General features: G+C 33.4%; 20 protein-coding genes and 1 tRNA gene. 9 read left to right on the top strand and 12 right to left on the bottom strand.

Annotation, left to right across the window (positions count from 1 at the left end):
• The first annotated feature begins 5 nt into the window (after positions 1-5).
• A tRNA-Val gene (locus BGO27_08400) sits at positions 6-82 on the top strand.
• A gap of 96 nt (positions 83-178) precedes the next feature.
• On the opposite strand, the gene BGO27_08405 is transcribed toward BGO27_08400, so the two are convergent.
• Entirely contained in the window at positions 179-454 is a 276-nt protein-coding gene (locus tag BGO27_08405) for a hypothetical protein (GenBank protein ID OJV13900.1), read from the bottom strand.
• Between the two features lie 119 nt (positions 455-573).
• Between BGO27_08405 and BGO27_08410 the strand changes: the two genes are divergently transcribed.
• Complete coding sequence (locus BGO27_08410) at positions 574-951, top strand: hypothetical protein (protein ID OJV13901.1); 378 nt, start codon at positions 574-576, stop codon at positions 949-951.
• A gap of 36 nt (positions 952-987) precedes the next feature.
• Here BGO27_08410 and BGO27_08415 read toward each other — a convergent pair whose 3' ends face one another.
• The 7 genes from BGO27_08415 to BGO27_08445 all read right to left on the bottom strand — a co-directional run bounded on the left by BGO27_08415 (position 988) and on the right by BGO27_08445 (position 7421).
• Entirely contained in the window at positions 988-1677 is a 690-nt protein-coding gene (locus tag BGO27_08415; protein ID OJV13902.1) for a hypothetical protein, read from the bottom strand.
• Entirely contained in the window at positions 1677-2492 is an 816-nt protein-coding gene (locus tag BGO27_08420; protein ID OJV13903.1) for a cytochrome C oxidase subunit III, read from the bottom strand. Before BGO27_08420 ends, BGO27_08415 begins: the two co-directional genes overlap by 1 nt.
• Positions 2493-2584: 92 nt before the next feature.
• Entirely contained in the window at positions 2585-3112 is a 528-nt protein-coding gene (locus BGO27_08425) for a hypothetical protein (GenBank protein OJV13904.1), read from the bottom strand.
• Positions 3113-3238: 126 nt separating this feature from the next.
• A complete protein-coding gene (locus BGO27_08430) occupies positions 3239-3754 on the bottom strand; it encodes a hypothetical protein (protein OJV13905.1) in 516 nt (171 codons plus the stop codon).
• 286 nt (positions 3755-4040) lie between these two features.
• Positions 4041-4943 (bottom strand): protoheme IX farnesyltransferase, encoded by a 903-nt coding sequence (locus BGO27_08435; protein OJV13906.1) that lies wholly within the window; start codon positions 4941-4943, stop codon positions 4041-4043.
• Between the two features lie 7 nt (positions 4944-4950).
• Positions 4951-6534, bottom strand: coding sequence for a cytochrome c oxidase subunit I (locus BGO27_08440; GenBank protein OJV13907.1), 1584 nt, complete (start codon positions 6532-6534; stop codon positions 4951-4953).
• Positions 6535-6560: 26 nt separating this feature from the next.
• Positions 6561-7421: a cytochrome c oxidase subunit II gene (locus tag BGO27_08445; protein OJV13908.1), complete on the bottom strand. Its 861-nt coding sequence runs from the start codon at positions 7419-7421 to the stop codon at positions 6561-6563.
• Positions 7422-7460: 39 nt separating this feature from the next.
• Between BGO27_08445 and tldD the strand changes: the two genes are divergently transcribed.
• Both tldD and BGO27_08455 read left to right on the top strand, forming a co-directional pair.
• The gene (tldD, locus tag BGO27_08450) at positions 7461-8894 is read left to right on the top strand and encodes a metalloprotease TldD (protein ID OJV13909.1); all 1434 of its coding nucleotides are present in this window, start codon (positions 7461-7463) and stop codon (positions 8892-8894) included.
• A complete protein-coding gene (locus BGO27_08455) occupies positions 8891-9463 on the top strand; it encodes a hypothetical protein (GenBank protein OJV13910.1) in 573 nt (190 codons plus the stop codon). Before tldD ends, BGO27_08455 begins: the two co-directional genes overlap by 4 nt.
• Here the strand turns inward: BGO27_08455 and BGO27_08460 are convergent.
• Positions 9460-9666 (bottom strand): Fe-S assembly protein IscX, encoded by a 207-nt coding sequence (locus tag BGO27_08460; protein OJV13911.1) that lies wholly within the window; start codon positions 9664-9666, stop codon positions 9460-9462. The two genes, BGO27_08455 and BGO27_08460, sit on opposite strands and share 4 nt — an antisense overlap.
• Positions 9667-9816: 150 nt before the next feature.
• On the opposite strand from BGO27_08460, the gene BGO27_08465 reads away from it, so the two are divergent.
• Positions 9817-10959: a 23S rRNA (adenine(2503)-C(2))-methyltransferase gene (locus BGO27_08465; protein ID OJV13912.1), complete on the top strand. Its 1143-nt coding sequence runs from the start codon at positions 9817-9819 to the stop codon at positions 10957-10959.
• Here the strand turns inward: BGO27_08465 and BGO27_08470 are convergent.
• Both BGO27_08470 and BGO27_08475 read right to left on the bottom strand, forming a co-directional pair.
• A complete protein-coding gene (locus BGO27_08470) occupies positions 10956-11450 on the bottom strand; it encodes a hypothetical protein (protein ID OJV13913.1) in 495 nt (164 codons plus the stop codon). The genes BGO27_08465 and BGO27_08470 overlap by 4 nt on opposite strands.
• Positions 11451-11452: 2 nt before the next feature.
• The gene (locus BGO27_08475; protein OJV13914.1) at positions 11453-12850 is read right to left on the bottom strand and encodes a type I glutamate--ammonia ligase; all 1398 of its coding nucleotides are present in this window, start codon (positions 12848-12850) and stop codon (positions 11453-11455) included.
• 101 nt (positions 12851-12951) lie between these two features.
• On the opposite strand from BGO27_08475, the gene BGO27_08480 reads away from it, so the two are divergent.
• The 3 genes from BGO27_08480 (at position 12952) to BGO27_08490 (ending at position 17609) form a co-directional block, all read left to right on the top strand.
• Positions 12952-14214 carry a hypothetical protein gene (locus BGO27_08480; GenBank protein ID OJV13915.1) on the top strand — a complete coding sequence of 421 codons (1263 nt, stop codon included), beginning with the start codon at positions 12952-12954 and terminating at the stop codon, positions 14212-14214.
• Positions 14183-15325, top strand: coding sequence for a hypothetical protein (locus BGO27_08485; protein OJV13916.1), 1143 nt, complete (start codon positions 14183-14185; stop codon positions 15323-15325). The genes BGO27_08480 and BGO27_08485 overlap by 32 nt, the downstream gene beginning before the upstream one ends.
• Positions 15326-15488: 163 nt before the next feature.
• Positions 15489-17609, top strand: coding sequence for a hypothetical protein (locus tag BGO27_08490; GenBank protein ID OJV13917.1), 2121 nt, complete (start codon positions 15489-15491; stop codon positions 17607-17609).
• Here the strand turns inward: BGO27_08490 and BGO27_08495 are convergent, their stop codons facing one another.
• Complete coding sequence (locus tag BGO27_08495) at positions 17610-18551, bottom strand: hypothetical protein (GenBank protein ID OJV13918.1); 942 nt, start codon at positions 18549-18551, stop codon at positions 17610-17612. It lies immediately after the preceding gene.
• A 63-nt stretch (positions 18552-18614) separates the two neighbouring features.
• On the opposite strand from BGO27_08495, the gene BGO27_08500 reads away from it, so the two are divergent.
• Positions 18615-20237 (top strand): hypothetical protein, encoded by a 1623-nt coding sequence (locus tag BGO27_08500; GenBank protein OJV13919.1) that lies wholly within the window; start codon positions 18615-18617, stop codon positions 20235-20237.
• Positions 20238-20320 lie beyond the last annotated feature (83 nt).

Raw genomic sequence — 20320 nt, forward strand, 5'->3', positions numbered from 1 at the left:
TTTAAGGGCGATTAGCTCAGTTGGTTAGAGCGCCACGTTGACATCGTGGAGGTCGGAAGTTCGAGTCTTCTATCGCCCACCATTTAATTATATTAAATATTTTAAAGTATTGAGCAGTAAGCCAAGCCTGGTAAACATGGGCTAGCACAAATAATGATAAATACCATAACCTAAAGACTTAACTAGACTCCTTCCTTTTAAATTCCAAACTTAATGCATGGATTCTATCCTTTAACATTCCCTTAAGTAATGTCTTTACCCTTCTATGGCGATCCAATTTAGGTAAATCATATAAAATATTGGAAAATATCACAATTTTAAGATGTGACTCATCCTGATGCTTCAGATTATTATGCTGATGCTTTGCATGTTTTTCTGAGAAATCCTCTATAAAAACCTCTGAATCCTCAAAGGCTTTTCTTAATATTTCATTTATTAAATCAATGTTTTTCATAAAATTTTCAATTAATGCGATAAAAATGCTTTACATATATTACAAATTACTATATGAATAGTTAACAATCAAAACCATTCATTAAGAAAGATTAACATTTATATTATAGGTGAAGAATTATGGCACGTAAATCAGATATTTTACAAAAAATTGACAGAAATATTGGTAAAAAGATTAAATCTAGAAGAATTTTCTTAGGTATGTCACGTCAAGAACTTGCTGAAAAAATGGCAATTACTCAACAACAAATCCAAAAATACGAAACAGGTATTAACAGAATTTCTGCAAGCAGACTTTTAGGTCTTGCTGAAGCTTTAGGCGTAACAATTACATATTTTTATGATAACTTAACATCTAATGTTGCAGAAGAAATGAGCGAAGAAGGTCAAAGAATGTGTATTGAAGTTGCTAGAAACTTTATGAAGATTGATAATAAAGGATTTAAATCAGCAATTAATAACCTTGTTAAAACACTTTCTGAAGCTTCTGAAGCTTAACTACTGAAATTTTAATAGTCTTGAAAAAGGGTCTAATTAGACCCTTTTTCTTTTATAAACTGCGTAAATTACTAAATTAGCTATAGCTAACATATACCATGTAAGTGCATAACCCATGTGATCATTTCTAACCCTTTCTTTTGCATTTTGCCCAATTGGGTATTCATTATTAAGATAACTGCGCTGCATAAAGAAACCAGGATCATTAATCTTGAAATATTCAGAAAAGTTTTGACTATTGATATAAAACCAAACATTTAATTTTACATCATTTTCAGGGGTAAAGACTCTTTTAATTTCATTGGGCATTATAGTAACTAGCACATCATCAAGCACCCATTTTTTATGCATGAATTTTTCCTTATGACTTACAGGGATCCAGCCCATATTTATTATGAAATTATAAGAATCACATTTAACCTGCGTAACCAAGAAATAACCAGATTCGCCTCTAATAGCTCTGCTGCCTGCAAAAACAAAAACGTTCTCACCAGTAGTTTGCGCCTTATCAAGAATTAACCTTCTGAAATTCAAATCTTTATTGTAAATTTGATGAAGTTTTTCGCAAGATACTTTCTCAGGCTCTTTAGTTATTTTTTGATCAAGTTCGTGCTGAAGTGCAGTTTTATATTGATATCTTACAATTTGCCATGAGCCAAGGAAAAGGAGGATCAAGACCATTACCACTGTCATAAACAGTGGTAACTTACTTTTTTTAGAAGGCATTATCTACCCCAAATATATACAAATACGTAGAGGAATAACCATACTACGTCTACAAAGTGCCAGTACCAAGCAGCAAATTCAAAACCAAGGTGATTCTGAGCGTCCATTTGACCGCGTTTAGCACGAATTAAGCATACAAACAGGAAAATGGTACCAATTAATACGTGCGCACCATGGAAACCTGTAGCCATAAAGAAATTTGATGGATAAACACCATCAGTAAACTTAAACGGAGCATGCGAATACTCTATCACCTGACATAATGTAAATAAAACGCCAAGTCCTACTGTAAGACTTAGACCAGTTATAAAATCCTTACGGTTATTTTCAAGCAAACTATAATGTGCCCATGTTACTGTTGTACCTGATAAAAGCAGGATTAATGTATTCATGAGTGGTAAATCCCATGGATCAAATGTGTTGATACCAGCAGGAGGCCACATTCCTTCTGCAACAGTCCAAAACCCATCTAAAATTCCCACTGGAAATAGGGCAGCACTAAAAAATGAAAAGAAGAACGCAAAGAAGAACATAACTTCTGATAAAATAAACAGAGCCATGCCAATTCTAAGACCATTTTGAACCACAACAGTATGCGCTTTGTCAACTATTGCTTCTTTTACAACGCTTTTCCACCAATAATACATAACGCTCAACACAGCCAAAAACCCTGCTGGCAACAAAAAATTACCTATAGCATGTTTATGCATAAATAAGACTGCACCAGAAGTTAGAGCCAGTAACGAAAATGCCCCGGCTATAGGTAGTGGACTTGGGTCAACTAAATGATATGAATGGTTCTGCTTTGATGACATTGTTATATCTCCATAAAAAACTTAATTATATTATAAAGCTATTTGCTGAAATCGGCAATTTACATTTTGATTTAAGTTTAAATATAATATTACTATCTATCTGAAATATCGAAAAAAGTATAGGATAAAGTTATCTCTTCTATATCATCCATGTTAGAATCTTTTTCAATTTTCGGATCAATGTAAAATAAAACCGGAAATTCTACTGCCTGTTTTGGGTTTAGTATCTGTTCTTCAAAGCAAAAACACTCTATTTTTTGAAAATATCTTCCTGCTCTTAATGGCGTTACGTTATAAGTTGCCATTATTTTCAATGGTTTATCTGACAAATTTTCAGCCTTATAATATGCAATTAAGTTTGCACCACTTAAACCCTCAACATATCTTGTTACATTTTGAAATTTTAGCGTAAGATGTTGCTCAACATTTGCATCAAAAAAAACTTTATATTTTTTACTACCTATTTGTTTTGATGAAACATTTGCAATTTGTACAGTTCCTGCAAAGCCTGTTTTTTGGCAGAATATACGGTAAAGAGGAACCGATCCATATGCAAGCATAAGCATGCCGATTGCTGCAATTATAACATTAATAGCAAGATTTCGGTTTTTAGGATTCATTATTTATACTGGTAAGCCATATTTTTTAAAACCCAGGTAAAAGAATAGCACCACTATTCCCATAATAATTAAAAATAGAGCTATATTTTTAGACTTTTTCTTTTCGTGCAATGGATGTAATGGCATTTAAGTACCTGATTTTGATATTAATGGTCTAAAATTAACATTATTATAAGGGCTTAGTCCATATTTATTATAATGTTTATCGCCTTTCTTTATACCAAATAATCCATAATATATTGCATTTGATATTAAAAATGTTAGGAAACTGCCAGATAGTAAAGTTAAACTCACTGTAGTAATAACTGTACTTATAAGAAAATTAAGAAACCATATAGCAATGTAAATTATTATTATAAATAAAAACGATCTTCCGTAATCATGCACCCTTCTTCTTAGTAACATTATACCGCAAAAATAAGCATAAATTGACATAACCATAGTCATGCCTAACGTTATGTAATATACTATAAATCCTTGGTTATCTGCAATTTTCAAAATGATATAACCTATGAAGGTACATATTACTGAAGCCATATTTGCATACCAAAACTCAGCCCTACTTGCCCTTCCATGCCTGATCGGCTTTAAGAATGTGAGGATAAAAGCATGTTTAAGATTATATATGAGGTTAAGTAACATGGTGTGCCTTAATTATTTCAATGAATTCTAGGTTGTAGTATATTATGTATGTTCATCTGTCAATATTCGTATAATTAAGTTGTGGTTGCGTATGTTTGATAGAAAGTAATTTTTATAAAATCTATTTTTTTTAAAAGGTTTTAAAAATTCTGACCACCTCGGGAAGGATTTTTTACTTCAATTTAAATGCGCCTTAATTTGACTTGTAAATTGATCCCCTCGGTTTTTTCAAAACCTCACCCTTTGGTCACAATTTATGTGAACTTTATAAATTACTAAGCTAGACCTAAAACACTCTATCTACAACCATCATTCCGTAGAGAATGAATAGATAAAGTATAGAGTATCCAAATAATTTTGGAGCATAGTTGAGATTGTTTGCTTTAAGAAGCTTAAAACTTCCCCACACAAAATATATACCTAAAATATTGGCAGCAATAAAATATGTAACCCCAAGCATTCCAATATAATATGGCACTAAAGTTGTTAGCCACATAAGAATAGCATAAACAAATATATGTAACTTAGTTGACTTTTGACCTTTTACTACTGGCAGCATAGGCACGCCTGCTTTTTTATAATCATCTGACTTATAAATTGCCAGCGCCCAGAAATGTGGAGGCGTCCACATAAAGATTATTAAAAAAAGAATCAGACTTTCGATTGAGACATTACCAGTTACAGCTGCCCATCCGATCATTGGCGGAAAAGATCCAGCAGCACCGCCTATTACTATATTTTGCGGTGTTCTTCTTTTCAGCCAGATTGTATAGATAAATACATAAAATAAAATAGCGCTAAGTAATACTGCGCTTGCAACATAGTTTACGCACATTGCCATCAAGAATACTGATAAAAACGCTGTACATACGCCAAATTCTAGTACCACATGCGGCGCAATTTTACCGCTGGGAATTGGTCTTTTTGCAGTTCTAGTCATGATTTTATCAATATCGCGGTCATACCACATATTAATTGCGCCACTAGCACCAGAGCCTAGGCATGTGCAAAGCACTGTCATAATAGCTGTAAAAAAGTCTATTTTTCCTGGAGCCAAAAGTATGCCTACAATGGCAGTAAATACAACTAATGTCATTACGCCAGGCTTGAGTAGCGCTATAAAATCTTTAATTTCAGATTCATATGCACTACCTACCTGGCTTTTGTGTAGTTCATGAGTAGATAACATTCTTTCCTTATTTTACCTCAGGAATTGACTCATATGAATGGAAAGGTGGTGGTGATGGAAGTGTCCACTCAAGTGTATCTGCACCATCTCCCCATGGATTATTTCCAGCTTCTTTTCCTTTCATAAATGCATAGAAAACAATGTATATAAAAAGGAATGTTGCAAACATTGTAATTAAAGAACCAACCGATGATACATAATTCCAACCTGCATAAGCCTCAGGATAATCTGGAATTTGTCTTGGCATACCAGATAGTCCTAAGAAGTGCTGAGGGAAGAATGTAACGTTTACACCAATAAATGTCATCCAGAAATGGATTTTAGCTAAACATTCTGAATACATTTTACCAGACATTTTAGGGAACCAGTAGTAAAAACCAGCATATGCAGAAAATACTGCGCCCATTGACATTGTGTAATGGAAGTGAGCAACTACATAATATGTATCATGGAATACTCTATCAAGGCCGCCATTAGCAAGCACTACACCTGTAACCCCGCCAACTGTAAATAGGAAAATCATACCAATTGCAAAAAGCATCGGAGTTTTAAAGTCAATTGAACCGCCCCACATTGTTGCAATCCAACTGAATATTTTTACACCTGTTGGAACAGCAATAAGCATTGTTGCTGCTGTAAAATAAGCAAGTGCATCTACTGTCATACCAACAGTAAACATATGGTGCGCCCATACAATAAAGCCAACCACACCAATTGCGATCATAGCGTATACCATTCCTAAATAGCCAAATATAGGCTTTCTTGAAAATGTTGCAATAACGTGACTGATAATACCAAAACCTGGAAGAATAATAATGTATACTTCAGGATGACCGAAGAACCAGAATAAATGCTGATAAAGCACTGGGTCACCGCCACCAGCAGGGTTAAAGAACGATGTACCGAAATTACGATCAGTAAGTAACATTGTTATTGCGCCACCAAGTACTGGTAATGCTAAAACTAATAAAAATGCAGTAAGTAAAATAGCCCATACAAAAAGTGGCATTTTATGAAGTGTCATACCTTTACAGCGCATATTAAATATAGTTACTATCATATTGATAGCACCAAGTATTGACGAAATACCAGCTAAGTGCAGGCTAAAAATAGCCATATCCACAGCAGCACCTGAATGGAACATTGAATTTGAAAGCGTTGGATACACCGTCCAGCCAGTACCTGCGCCCCCTCCTACAAAAGCAGAGCCAACAAGTAAAATTAATGATGGTACTAAAAGCCAGAAACTAATATTATTCATTCTTGGGAATGCCATATCAGGTGCGCCAATCATGAGAGGCACAAACCAGTTACCAAATCCGCCAAATAGTGCTGGCATTATCATAAAGAATACCATTACAAACGCATGGGCTGTAAGTACTACGTTGTATAATTGATAGTCACCACCAAAAATTTGTCCATTTGGCTCCATAAGCTGAGCTCTGATAAGCCATGAGAAAAAACCACCTACTAAACCTGCAAAAATTGAAAATGCAATATACATTGTACCAATATCTTTATGGTTTGTAGAGAAAAGCCATCTTTTCCAACCTGTTGGATTATGATGATCTAAATGTGCGTCTGTACCCATAATTCTACCTTTCCTTTGCCTAAAACTTATTTAATACTTGCATGATTGTATGATCCAGAAAACTTTGTCTTAGCAGTTTTCAGCCACTCCGCATATTCTTCTTTTGAAACAGCTTTAATTGCTATTGGCATGAATGCGTGGTTTACTCCACAAAGCTGTGAACACTGACCATAATATACGCCAGGTTTTTCAATTTTCACCCATGTTTCATTTGTTCTGCCAGGTATCGCATCTGTTTTGAGACCAAAAGCAGGAAGTGCAAAAGAGTGAATCACATCCGCTGATGTTACTAAAATTTTTACTACTGTATCTACAGGAAGAACTACCTGATTATCTACCTCTAGCAATCTCTTTTGACCTTCTTTCAAATCTTCATCTTTGATCATATAGCTATCAAAGCGTATATCATCTTTTCCTTCCATATCAGGATAAATATATTCCCAGTACCATTGATGCCCAACTACTTTTAATGTTATCTCTGACTTAGGAGTTACATCTGACATATATAATGTTTTAAAGGAAGGAACAGCAATATAAGCAAGAATAAATAATGGTATTACTGTCCAGATTACTTCGACGGTTACATTATGTGTAAACTTATTTGGAACAGGATTTGATTTTTTATTATAACGAATCATTACATACGCAAGTAACGCGGTCACAAATAATGTGATAGCTGTTATTATAACCATAAGCTCATTGTGAAAATCATAAAATGCGTGCATCACTGGTGAAACCGGTGGTTGAAAATACATTTCCCAAGGCTTAGGCTCCGCCGCATTTGCAAAATTTATTATACCAAATACCAGCGCGATCAAATAACTTATAACTTTCATGCAAAACCCATGTAAATCTTTATGATATAGACAATATATATAAAATATCATATATTTCAGTAATTACAACACGCTTTTATATCATATATTATGTTTAATAAAGATAAATTTTCAAATTACTTTGCCAAAAAGTCCCAATTAGATGAAGAATTCTTCACAAATTTTACAAATAAATCTCTCTCAAAGTTTGCTGATGGAGAACTTTTTTTAGAATATGTTGAATCAGAAAAATTTGTATTTGACGACGGCAAATTAAAATCATCCAGCTACAATATTTCTAGTGGATTCGGCTTAAGAGGCATTGATGGAGAGCTTTCCTACCTTGCGCATTCATCTGATATTTCTAAAGCAGAACTAGAAACAGCTGCTAAAGCTATTACAACAAGCTCTAATGATAATATTAGCATTTCTAAACCTGCGCCGAGCAATATCATTAGTTTGTATTCAGATGAAAATCCACTTATTAAAGATTTTGATTATCAGGCAAAAATTAGATTAATGCAGCAAATTGATAATTACCTAAGATCAAAGCATAATGATATTAAGCAAGTATCAGTTGGTATTATCGGTGAGTTTCAGGTTATTACAGTCTTTAGAAAAGACGGTGAGAAATTTTTAGATGTCAGACCCTTAGTCAGACTTAATATTTCTGTTATAGCTGAAAGTAACGGCAGAAAAGAAGCAGGATCAAGTGGCAGCGGAGGACGTCATAGCTATACAAGGCTCTTTGAGGAAAGTCACTGGCATAAACAAGCTGATGAAGCTTATAGAATTGCAAAAGTTAATTTATCTTCAAAGCCAGCGCCAGCTGGTGAAATGCCTGTAGTACTTGGTTCAGGTTGGCCAGGAGTATTACTTCATGAAGCAATTGGGCATGGACTTGAGGGTGACTTTAACCGTAAAGAAACCTCTGCATTCACAGGTATGATCGGCAAACAGGTTGCATCTAAAGGCGTTACCGTCGTTGATGACGGCACATTGCCAGAACGTAGAGGATCTTTATCTATTGATGATGAAGGTACAAAAACCTCACGCACTGTTCTTATAGAAGATGGAATTTTAATGGGCTATATGCAGGACAGGCAAAACGCAGCGCTTATGAATACTCATTCTACTGGGAACGGTCGAAGAGAAAGCTATGCCTGTAAGCCTATGCCGCGTATGACTAATACTTATATGTTATCGGGGAATGCCACCCAGGAAGAACTGATTAAATCAGTAAAACGTGGTGTGTTTGCCGTTAACTTTGGTGGTGGTCAGGTTGATATTACCTCTGGTAAGTTCGTATTTTCAGCATCTGAAGCATATATGATAGAAGACGGTAAGGTTACTCATCCAATTAAAGGTGCTTCCTTAATCGGCAATGGTCCTGACTGCCTTACAAAAATTACAGGCATTGCTAATGATATGGAACTTGACCATGGCGTTGGAACATGCGGCAAAAACGGTCAAAGTGTGCCTGTAGGTGTTGGACAGCCAAGTTTACTAATTAGCTCTATGACGGTGGGCGGCACTGAAATATGATAGATAGTTTATCTATACCATGCGATGAATTATTAGATAAACTGGATCAGGAATTTCAAAAAGCAATTTTAAGTGCTAAACATCCTTGGCATTTGGCAAATATTGCTACTATAAGCCTAGACGGAACTCCAAACTCTAGGATGATGGTCGTTAGAAGTCATGATTTATCAAAAAAACTGATTACCTCTAATACTGACATTCGCAGCCCAAAAGCTCAGGAGATCTTGGCTTTTCCTAAAGCATCTCTGCTTTTTTATGACAAAGAACATAAAATCCAGCTTAGATTAAAGGCAAATGCAGAATTAAACAATCAAACCCTTTTTGCGAAGTCTATGTGGGATTCTCTAAAAAAATATAGTCAGAAATGCTATACTGCCGACTTTGCGCCTTCATCCGCAAAACATCAAGATGACTCACATTCTCAATCAGGATTTAGTAACTTTAGCGTTATATCACTTACATATTATGAAATAGATATTTTGTTACTGCACCACTTAGGTCATATTAGGCGCAAGATTAATTTTGATTTATACGGCAATATTTCAGGAGATAAATTTTTGAATCCCTAAGAATTTTCCCTAAGTTCGTACCATTCTGCCTGAATTGCCTCTAAAACTTTTTCGTTTGATCTTGCAGGATCATCATAAAAATCTTCTAGTTCAGTTACTAATTTATGAAGTGTAGTAAACCTAAGTGACATAATGTCTACATCATGGTGTTCTTCTTCTAGCGCTTCTACTATTTCTTCAACATCCGTCCAGCATAATCTCATAAATGCCTCCAATTATACTTTAAAATTTTCAGGAAAAGGATGGTTTACCCCATCTATTTTAAAAGATCAAGAGAAAATACATTGACTTATTGTTAATAATCTGTTAAAAATAGCGCATTATTTTACAATTATAAAATCCAGATTTTAGCCATGCAGCCTGACACCATTGAAAAAACTACTACTTTAGAAGTAGATAGCACAAAATCTATTATAGGAATGCTTAGAGAAGAATTAAAACTTGAGCTTGAAAATTTAGGAATTACAGATAGCTTCAGAGTAAAACAGCTTTATCACTGGGTTTACAATAAAGGCGTTCAGTCTTTTGATGAAATGACTAACATTGCTAAAGATTTAAGGGAACTACTTAAGCAGCATTATAATATAAATCGCCCAAAAATTGTAAAAGAACAAATTTCATTTGATGGCACACGAAAATGGCTTATCCAGTTTGCTGATGGCGAGCTTGCTGAAATGGTGTATATTCCAGAAAGCGAGAGAGGAACTCTTTGTATTTCCTCACAAGTTGGTTGTACACTTACATGTAAATTTTGCCATACTGGCACTCAAAAGCTTGTTCGTAATCTTACGCCTTATGAAATTGTCTCTCAGGTTATGGTTGTACGTGACCGCCTAGAAGAATGGCCTTCTACGCGCCTGCCCCGCCTTGTTTCAAATATTGTACTTATGGGTATGGGCGAGCCGCTCTATAACTATGAAAATGTTAAAAAAGCTATGCAAATTGTTATGGATAAGGAAGGAATTTCAATATCCAGACGTAAAATTACATTATCAACGTCAGGTGTTGTGCCAGAGTTAGATAACTGCGCAAGTGAAATCGGGGTAAATCTTGCTGTATCACTACACGCAACTACCAATGAAATTAGGGATGATATTGTTCCTCTTAACAAAAAATACCCTATCGAAGAGTTATTAGCAGCATGTAGACGTTATACAGAAATAAGCAATACCAAAAAAATCACATTTGAATACGTAATGTTAGACGGGGTTAATGACTCTGATCAGGATGCTAAGCGCCTTATTAAGCTTATAAAAGGTATTCCAGCTAAGATAAACCTTATTCCGTTTAATCCATGGCCTGGTACAATTTATAAATGCTCACCTTGGACACGTATTCAAAAGTTTGCAGAAATATTAGAAAATGCAGGTTATGTAAGCCCTGTACGTACTCCAAGAGGAAGAGATATTTTAGCGGCATGTGGACAGTTAAAATCTGATTCTGTTAGAAAATCTAAGTCTATTTTCAAGAAAGAAGCGGAAGAGGCAAATGCTTAGGAATAAAAACCTTTAAACATAGAAAGCAAATCCTCAATTTCCTGATCGTTTAGTTTTCTAAGCTCTGGATTTGAGGGTTTTTGATTTTCCACAAATGGCTTTCCAGTCACCATAATCGAGTAAGAAGGCTCATTAACTGGTCTGACGTAATGCCATTCTTTATCTGACAACATTTCATAATAGCAGTTATCACTCAAAGCAAATGTAGTCGTAATATCTGGTGCTATACTTAAGCTTTCACTATATCCCACCCCCATTTCATAACCACCTTTGACAATTTTTATAGCAGATGACCATGGATGCGGATGAAATAGAGATTCTTCTTTTAAGCACGGGAAGATTTTATGTAAGTAAAATCTATATTCCCCGTATTGCTTCCAAAGTCTTGCCACATATGGCTTATGATAGTCAACATACACTGAATTCCAGCCAGATTTATCAACAAGCCATAGCGGCAGTAATTTTTCTATATCTTTCAGCAAACTAATCATTATTAATAATATAGTGCGTATTCTATAGGAGTTGGATAGTTCATAACCTTTTTATATTCTTCCATTTTTAGAGCAATATAATCATTTATAAAACCATTTGTAAAGACTCCGCCTTCTAGTAAAAAGCTTCTGTCTTTATCTAGATTTATCAATGCATCCTCTAAAGATGAAGCAAGTTTAGGTATCTTTTTAAGCCTTGCTTCACTCATTTTATAGAGATTCTCATTTACTGGCTCATTTGGGCTAATTTTGTTTTTAATACCGTCAATACCTGCCATTAAAATTGCCGCAAAACATAAGTATGGATTTGCTGTAGGGTCTGGGAATCTAAACTCGACACGTACGCTATTGTTTGAGCTTGCATAAGGAATGCGGATTGATGCAGAACGGTTACAGGCAGAGTAAACAAGATTTACAGGAGCTTCGTAGCCAGGAACTAATCTTTTATAGCTATTTGTTGTTGGGTTACAAAATGCGTTAAGCGCCTTACCATGCTTAATCACCCCACCAATGAAGTATAAGGCATCATCAGAGAGTTTTGCATAATTTGACCCTGCAAACAGGTTTTTTCCTTTATTCCAAAGCGACACATGTACGTGCATACCCGAACCATTTTCACCGAATACAGGCTTAGGCATGAATGTTACAGACTTGCCATAAGACGCTGCTATATTATGCACAACATATTTAAACTTCTGAACATTATCAGCACAGTTTACTAATGTACTGAATTTAAAACCAATTTCTGATTGCGATGGAGAAACCTCATGGTGATGTAAATGAGCCTCTATTCCAATCTCTCTCAAGGTTACAGCCATTTCACTACGCATTTGATAAAAAACATCATTTGGATTGCTAAGCAAATATCCACCTTTTGGTAAAGACCTATAGGCATTATTATTTTCTGGGTAGGATTTATCTGAATTGATAGGTAGCTCATAGCTATCTACGCTAAAACTTGAAGAATACGGGCTTGCTTTAAATTTCACATCTTCAAATATGAAAAATTCTGGTTCCGGTCCAAAATATGCGGTATCTGCAATCTCAAACTCTTTGATGGCAGCCTCTGCTCTTTTTGCAATTGCTCTTGGGTCATTATCATACAGGGCTATACTATTAGGCTCTTTAATGTCGCATATGATATTTAGCGTTTTATGATGCGCAAAAGGGTCTAAAAAGCATGATTCTAAATCAGGAAGCATTATCATATCTGACTTACTGATGTCTTTCCAACCTGGTATTGAAGAACCATCAAATCCTATACCATGACTACATGCTTCTAAAAAGTAATCGCTACTAAAAGAAAAATGATGAAACTTAGAATCAATACCTGAAAATCTTAGGTTTACAAACTCAACTTTATTTTCATCTATAACTTTCTTTAGTTCATTAATATTCATAACTCCCCCTATTATTTAATACCAATTCATACGAATTCGTGATATTTCTTTCATATAAGAAATAAGTTCGCAACTAATAATTCATTACATTTTGTAACAATATGACAATAAAACCTGAAATCATTAAACTAACTAACGGCATCACTCTTCTTTTTGATAAAACTGATAGCTTCTTTAGCTCTGCTGTTAGAATGCAGTTTAACTTTGGTAGTCAAAATGAAAAGCCTGAGCATTATGGTATTGCTCATTTTATCGAGCATATGATGTTTAAAGGCACTCAAAAACGCACATCAAAACAAATCATGGAAGAACTTGATTTACTTGCTGCAGATATCAATGCTTTTACAGGAAAGGAAACAACAACGTACACCCTTAACATTGTAAATAAATACGTATTTGAAGGCTTAGAAATTTTGTGCGATATGCTCTCAAACAGCACATTTGCTTTAGAGGAAGTTGAAAAGGAACGCAATGTTATTATTCAGGAAATTTATGAGTGCATTGATGATCCAGAAGAATTCTTAAATGATAACTTTATCGATGTTTGTTACGCTAATGAGCCTATTGGGCATAATATACTTGGCACTTTAGAAACAGTATCAAGCATAAGCCAAGCAGACTTAATTCATTATAAATCTGAGTACTATACATCTCAAAATATTGTTATCGCTATTTCTGGCAATATAGATAAAGAAAAACTTGTAGATTTTTTAAATGCAAACCTAATACTTCCGAATAAGCCGCTAAAGACTGCCCCTGTATCTCAATTTAAATCAGGCAATATGGCTTTGCAAAGAGAGCTTGAGCAATATCATTTTATTATCTCATTCCCATCAGTGAATTTGTTTGATAAAGACTATTATAAAGCAAGCATTATGAGCATGATACTTGGCAGTAGCATGTCATCTCGTCTGTTCATGCAGGTGCGTGAGCAAAAAGGATTATGCTACAGTATTGGTGCTTATATTAGCAGCTTTCTTTCTTCAGGGATGCTTAGTATCTCAAGTTCAACATCCAAAGATAAACTTCAGGAATCGATTGATGAGATTATTAGCGTTATAAACAGTATGCAAAGTATTACTGAATACGAACTTAATAAAATTAAAACTCATTTTAGCGTATTTTTTATGACATCTCTTGATAGCGTATCTACTCGCGCTAATTATTTCCTGAGTCAGTTTATTAAAAATAAATATATTCCTAGCTTTGATGAGATTGCAAAAGAAATAGAAAGCATTACTATAAAAGATATTGAAGAAATAGCTAAAAAAACATTTAATAATTCAAATATTGCTTTTGGTATAATTGGAAATAAGGCTCCTGATAAACTTTATGATAAACTCAAAAATATCAAGCTCAATTAGTGAGTTTTTGCAAACACCAGAGATTCTTAAATTTTCTAAATTATTCAAAAATTTAGAAAACTTTCGCTTTGTAGGTGGTGTTGTTCGCAACTTAATTATGGGGCTTAAAGTTTCTGATTACGATATAGCAACAATTTACAAGCCTGAAGAAGTTATTGAATATTGCAAAAGCAACAATATACCCTGTAAGCCAACAGGACTTGCCCATGGAACCGTTACAGTTATAATTGACAAAATTCCTTTTGAAATAACAACATTACGTATTGATATCGAATGTGATGGCAGGCATGCAACAACCGCTTATACGACTTCATGGGAAGAAGATAGTTCTAGACGTGACTTTACTATCAATGCTATGTATCTCGATTTTAGTGGCAATATTTATGACTATCATAACGGTATCACTGACTGTAATAACCGCTTTGTAAAGTTTATAGGAAATCCCCAAGCAAGAATTGAGGAAGATTATTTACGTATACTAAGACTATTCAGGTTTTGGGCTATCTATGGAAGTGAGCCTATTGAAAAACAGACCTTAGATATTTGCAGGGAAACTTCAAAATATTTAAATATAATCTCCCCTGAACGCATTAAAAACGAACTTGATAAAATTATAGCTTCACCAAAGTTTTATGAAACAATAAGTATTTTATATGAGTATAAAATATTAGATTCCTTAGACTACTTCAAAACTATAGAAATACCAAAGCTTTCAAAAGAAAAACTTGAAAGCCCTACACTACACCGATGCTATGTATATTATATACTTTTTCATCAAAATGACTCTTTATTAAAAGATTTTCCATTTTCAAAAATTGAAAAAACAACTATTTCTGATTTTCACAAATTTTCTGATCAACCCATAGAATTTGCATTATATTATAATGGCTTTGAATTTGCTTATGCTACTGCAATGATTAAAGGTGACACATCATTAACCCTGCAATATCAGCATACTAGCACCACGTTACCTGTTACAAATCATGATCTTATATCATATGGACTTAAAGGAAGCGAAATTAGCAAAACAAAAAAAGCTTTAGAAATCAAATGGATAGAGTCAAAATTTAAAATTTCTAAAAAAAGTTTACTTGAGTCTATTGACAACTGAAAATAGAAATACTATATAAACTCTCCCTTACTTAACAACCTATTGTTACGTAATGTTAAATTCTACCTGAACAAGAATTGTATACACGTAACCAGTTAAAAGGTTTATAATTTAATAAGCCTTTGTTTATCAAACCACATTCATTTTTATATAAGAGGCTAACATGAAAATCAATTCACTAGTCTGTTTTTTAGACAACTTCAAAGAATTAACTATAAAAGAGTTTGAAAGTAATCAACTGCTATTTTCATCTCCATTATCATTACAAAATCCAGCATTCTCAGTGCTTAGGTTTTTGCAGAAACACCAAATTATTACTTTCATACAGGGTGAGAACGACTGCATTGATGGAATTAATATAATTAATGATTCAAAGATCCCAAGTCAGCTGAAAAATGCTAAAGACTTTATCAAAGCCATTGTTACCAAAACACATAACAATACAGAATCTGAATTAGAAATAGACATGCCTTTTTCCCTTGATCCTGTTACTGATTATCTTTTTACTGAATCCGATATGATTAGTACAAATATTGTGAATTTCACTAAAGTAGTATTAGATAAATTAGCATTACTTGCTCAAATTAAAGTGTATAAAAATGGCACTGATGAGAATACAACTTATGACACTGCAAATAATGTTGCTGAAATTAAAATCGTAAGTATATCGGCAAAAGGAAAAGAAATACTGAAATATTTTCAGGATAATTTAAAAATACTTACAGTAACATATACAGGCAAAAGACCAGGGTATATGGGAACTACATATGGTCAGGTTGATATTGATTTTATTACTATTAGGTTTTTACGTAGCTTAGAAGATATCGCAAACTATATTAATAACTTTAATCAAACTACTACATTGTTCAATAACATGCATAACCTATTAAATATTCAGGCAACTCACCTTGATAAAACAATGTCTAATTTTAGTGTATTTAATCAAGCAACCGACCAGTTGTTCTGTTTGTCTGCAAACATAAATCAAATACCGAGTTTTATACAAACGTTTTTAAATAATATTGAAGTAAAAGGAATTACGGAGAAGATAACATTTAGCTCTAAAGTTCAGTATAAATTTACACCAGAGAATGTGAAAGTACTCCATGATGAATGGCTTAAGTACACAGAACATTTTAATAAACTTAAGGCGTCTTTTTTAACTTCATTTTTTGATTCACCTACAAAATATTATGAGCAAATGGATAAGGTATTTAATCCTAAAACAATATTCTACCTTAGAGAATTTGACTTTAATATCGCAATGTTTCACAGATTAGAAAACGAAGGAATATTAAGCATAATTAAAGTGGATGAAGAACTCAGAACTATAGAGGTTCATTTAAACTGCAATAGACCGAACTTATTATTAATACGCAGATTATTTAACAACATAAAATTACTCAAAAATATAGAAGCTAAATTTACAGGCTTGTTATCTACTTCTATGACCGGAAAAACTATTGTATTAAATCAGGAGCAATTCAATACTAACCAGAAACTTATAAAAACTTTGGCTGATAATAATATCATTCTATACAGAGAGTTTAATGACCAGCATTTAATAAGAATTATTGATTATATTGAGCTAGTTAAAGCCACTCCTAACCTTCAATCACAAATTGCTGAGGAATACATACTTAAGGCTGACGAAGGCACATATTTTGCACTGCCTAAAGCTTTACTATTTTTTGGCGAAAGCAATAATAGCAGCATTGCTGAAGCAAATAAGCTTGAATGTATTGCAAGAGCAGATCAGAAAGAATTGGCACGATCAATACGATCTTTTTTAGAAAAATACTCAATGTCATACATAAACCATTCATGCAAAGTTGAAATTTTCGCTTACATGAGAAATCTCATTGCCAGTGAATCTACCAAAAAAATATCAGTTAGAAATATAAATAAACTCGTTTACACATTTGTAAGAATGTTATATCAGCCTAATGGAACACCACCGCAAGAATTTAGAACCGATCTAATTAATTTACAAAACAGAATTTTATCTATTACAAGTAGTGAAACAGCAGCAGGATTACAGCCATCAACTTATGTTAATCCTCTTGATAAAATACTCAAAAACAAACCATTTATCAGATCAACAATTGATAGTCGTTTTATACCCGAAAAATATAAGAAGAATAATTTGACCGATCCGTTTTATATATTAAACATGCCCCCTCATGAAATTTTGAAGGTTTCTAAAGATAATATGTTAAGTAGTCTGAGAACCTATGTAGATGAAATAAGAAACAGGCAAATTATGAACGGTACTAATTTATAGTTATTTAGTACCTAGTGTAAATACTCTCAAAGCACGTTTAAATACATGTTTTGAGAATTTACCTGTACCACTATAAACAATAAATTCACTATTAGCTTTCTTTCCCTGTTTAATTTGATCTATTATTGCAAGACCGTCTAAATAATATAGCAAAAATTTATTATTGATATTTTCGTAATCATAAGATCCTGCAAAATAAACATTTTTCATAATTTCTTTATCGGACTCACTTAAATCGTCATATTGGTTAAGCCCTAAAACTCTAAAATTATCTATATTAATTTTCTTCTCAATAAATTTATCAAAAACATCTCTTAGGTTATTAGCATGACCAAGTATCAAAATACCATCAATCTGCGTTGCCGTAGAGAGATTAGCAGCAACAGATTTAACTGAATAATCTAATGAAGATTCAGTATACTGTTCAATCTTAGCAACAGTCATATTATATTTACTCACAGACTGATTAATATAGCTGATAATATCACTGTTAAGCTTTGAACGCGGAGCTATAACATACAGGTTTTTCATACCCGTAACACTATGATATTTTAAAAGAGCATTTATTTGATCGTGCGGATGGACACCTAGCAAGTAAATGTTTTTGCCTGCTATATCAATATTATTTGATAATGAAAAGAACTTAGTTTTAGGTAATAATTTAGAAGCATTTACCGTATCATTATATTTAACAGGACCAATAACATATTTCGTGTTTGTAGCTATTTCTTCTACCTTTCCGACTATTGTAATATCATCCTTATTTTTAAGGTATGATATTATATTTTGATTCATTTCAGGCTCAGGAATAAAAAATACTTTATGACTATCTTGTTTTCCAGAAGAATATACAGGAGCAATTTTACTAAGATCGCTATTAGAGCAAGATGTTAATATAAAAAAAGTACAAATGGTTAAAAAATTTATAATGACGCGCTTCATTTTTTATGCTCTAATCTTTAATAATAAGTATATAAATTAACATATCATAAACAGAGGTTTGCTATGTCTACAGATAAGCTTGCGTCCACTCCCGAAAAGAAACCGTTTGACCCATTACGCGCCTCTGGAGAAGTAACCCTAGTTTACCAGCCTACTGATATGAAAGAAGATACAACGAAAAAAGAAAAGTTACAAGTTGAAACAAATAAAGAGCCTTCTTCAGCTAATGACAACCCTCCTACATCTGAAGAAACCATTATAACTATATCTAAAGAAAAGAAAAAAATTAAACGTCTGGGTTCAAAAATAACTCGTAATTTTATTCCAGCAGATGACCAAGAAAATGATAAAGATTTTGAACAAAAGAAAAAACTTCTAAAAACAATGGGAGATTCAGCTTTTAGCTCAGATAGTGTAGTTAACAATAAACCCACAAAAAAGAAATCTTTTTGGAAGAAAATATCATCCTGCTGTGGCTATGGTGATGATGCTTTGGAACGTGACATTGAATACCTAGAAGATAACAAAGAAATGTTATTAAATACTATGCAGCAGTGGAAAAATCGGATTAGTTATTTTGATAATCCCGACAATCAAGACGGCACCCCTAAAACGCAAGAGCAACTTAAAAGTAATAAAGAAATTGTCGAAGATGCAAAAGTAAAACTCAGGGAATTATCCAGCGAACTAACAGAAGTTTCTGAAGAAATTAATTCAACAGAAACTGCATTGAGGCAAAAGATACAAGGCAAGATTACTTCAAAACTATCTATGGGTCTTGGTATTCCTGGCGCTGTCATTACCGCAGGAGCTGCAATAATTGCACCGATGTCAATGGTACCTGAAATTGTTAAAAATGTAGCCAATCCTATTAGTGGATTATTAGGTACAATAGGGAATATTATTACGGTAAGTTTTGGTCAACAAGCTCGTTCTGAAGGCGCAAAAAAGTCTATAAAAGAAAAAACGAGATTCCTTGAGTCTAAAAAACAAAAAGAGCAAGATAGATATATTATGGAAAATGCCACTTCCCCTGAAGAAGCTTGGCTTTTATATACAGCAAGACAAAATAATATCACCCCTACCTCAACACTCAGAAGATCAACTTTAGGAGGATCTTCAACGTTTAGATGGCAAGAAGACAGAGCAAGAGACGTAGCGCAGAATATGGCGAATAATTATAAACGGATTAATAATAATGAAATTAAGAAAATTCTTACAGAGCATTTTAATAACATTACATGTTCTTTTTGCTCCGACAAAAAAGGGCTTTCTGACGCTATTGGTCAAATAAATAAAAATTATGATAATAACGGCAGATATCTATTTATTATAAAAAATGATTGCAACAAAAACTATAATAGTGCTGAGTTTTATACTGCACTTGTTATTTTTAATAAAAAGGCATATTACATTAATCCTCTTGCTTTGGATGTTCCTGATTATATAAAAACGATAGTTAATCCAATGTTTGAAGATACAAAGATCATAGTCACTAAAAATCAGGGATATGATATTAATCATAGGTACTTTAATTATGTTTTAACAGAGGATATAATCAAATTTTTCACTGCTTTAGACAATAGTACACTTAGTAGGTTTAAAATTACCGAATCACCTGATGTGGATAAAATTCAAAAAGAATTTTTAGATATAATAGGAGATAAAAACCTCAGATCCATATAAAACTCAACTAAAAATATTAATTTATATACAACTTGCTAACAAAAGTGTTGCGAATGCCCCCAATACTGGTAAAATGTATATTA

The sequence above is a fragment of the Alphaproteobacteria bacterium 33-17 genome (assembly GCA_001897445.1).
Lineage (GTDB): Bacteria > Pseudomonadota > Alphaproteobacteria > Rickettsiales > 33-17 > 33-17.

Coding starts and splice junctions, on each gene's coding strand:
- BGO27_08405 (OJV13900.1), bottom strand. CDS start 454: ATGAAAAACATTGATTTAATAAATGAAATATTAAGAAAAGCCTTTGAG.
- BGO27_08410 (OJV13901.1), top strand. CDS start 574: ATGGCACGTAAATCAGATATTTTACAAAAAATTGACAGAAATATTGGT.
- BGO27_08415 (OJV13902.1), bottom strand. CDS start 1,677: ATGCCTTCTAAAAAAAGTAAGTTACCACTGTTTATGACAGTGGTAATG.
- BGO27_08420 (OJV13903.1), bottom strand. CDS start 2,492: ATGTCATCAAAGCAGAACCATTCATATCATTTAGTTGACCCAAGTCCA.
- BGO27_08425 (OJV13904.1), bottom strand. CDS start 3,112: ATGAATCCTAAAAACCGAAATCTTGCTATTAATGTTATAATTGCAGCA.
- BGO27_08430 (OJV13905.1), bottom strand. CDS start 3,754: ATGTTACTTAACCTCATATATAATCTTAAACATGCTTTTATCCTCACA.
- BGO27_08435 (OJV13906.1), bottom strand. CDS start 4,943: ATGTTATCTACTCATGAACTACACAAAAGCCAGGTAGGTAGTGCATAT.
- BGO27_08440 (OJV13907.1), bottom strand. CDS start 6,534: ATGGGTACAGACGCACATTTAGATCATCATAATCCAACAGGTTGGAAA.
- BGO27_08445 (OJV13908.1), bottom strand. CDS start 7,421: ATGATATTTTATATATATTGTCTATATCATAAAGATTTACATGGGTTT.
- tldD (OJV13909.1), top strand. CDS start 7,461: ATGTTTAATAAAGATAAATTTTCAAATTACTTTGCCAAAAAGTCCCAA.
- BGO27_08455 (OJV13910.1), top strand. CDS start 8,891: ATGATAGATAGTTTATCTATACCATGCGATGAATTATTAGATAAACTG.
- BGO27_08460 (OJV13911.1), bottom strand. CDS start 9,666: ATGAGATTATGCTGGACGGATGTTGAAGAAATAGTAGAAGCGCTAGAA.
- BGO27_08465 (OJV13912.1), top strand. CDS start 9,817: ATGCAGCCTGACACCATTGAAAAAACTACTACTTTAGAAGTAGATAGC.
- BGO27_08470 (OJV13913.1), bottom strand. CDS start 11,450: ATGATTAGTTTGCTGAAAGATATAGAAAAATTACTGCCGCTATGGCTT.
- BGO27_08475 (OJV13914.1), bottom strand. CDS start 12,850: ATGAATATTAATGAACTAAAGAAAGTTATAGATGAAAATAAAGTTGAG.
- BGO27_08480 (OJV13915.1), top strand. CDS start 12,952: ATGACAATAAAACCTGAAATCATTAAACTAACTAACGGCATCACTCTT.
- BGO27_08485 (OJV13916.1), top strand. CDS start 14,183: ATGATAAACTCAAAAATATCAAGCTCAATTAGTGAGTTTTTGCAAACA.
- BGO27_08490 (OJV13917.1), top strand. CDS start 15,489: ATGAAAATCAATTCACTAGTCTGTTTTTTAGACAACTTCAAAGAATTA.
- BGO27_08495 (OJV13918.1), bottom strand. CDS start 18,551: ATGAAGCGCGTCATTATAAATTTTTTAACCATTTGTACTTTTTTTATA.
- BGO27_08500 (OJV13919.1), top strand. CDS start 18,615: ATGTCTACAGATAAGCTTGCGTCCACTCCCGAAAAGAAACCGTTTGAC.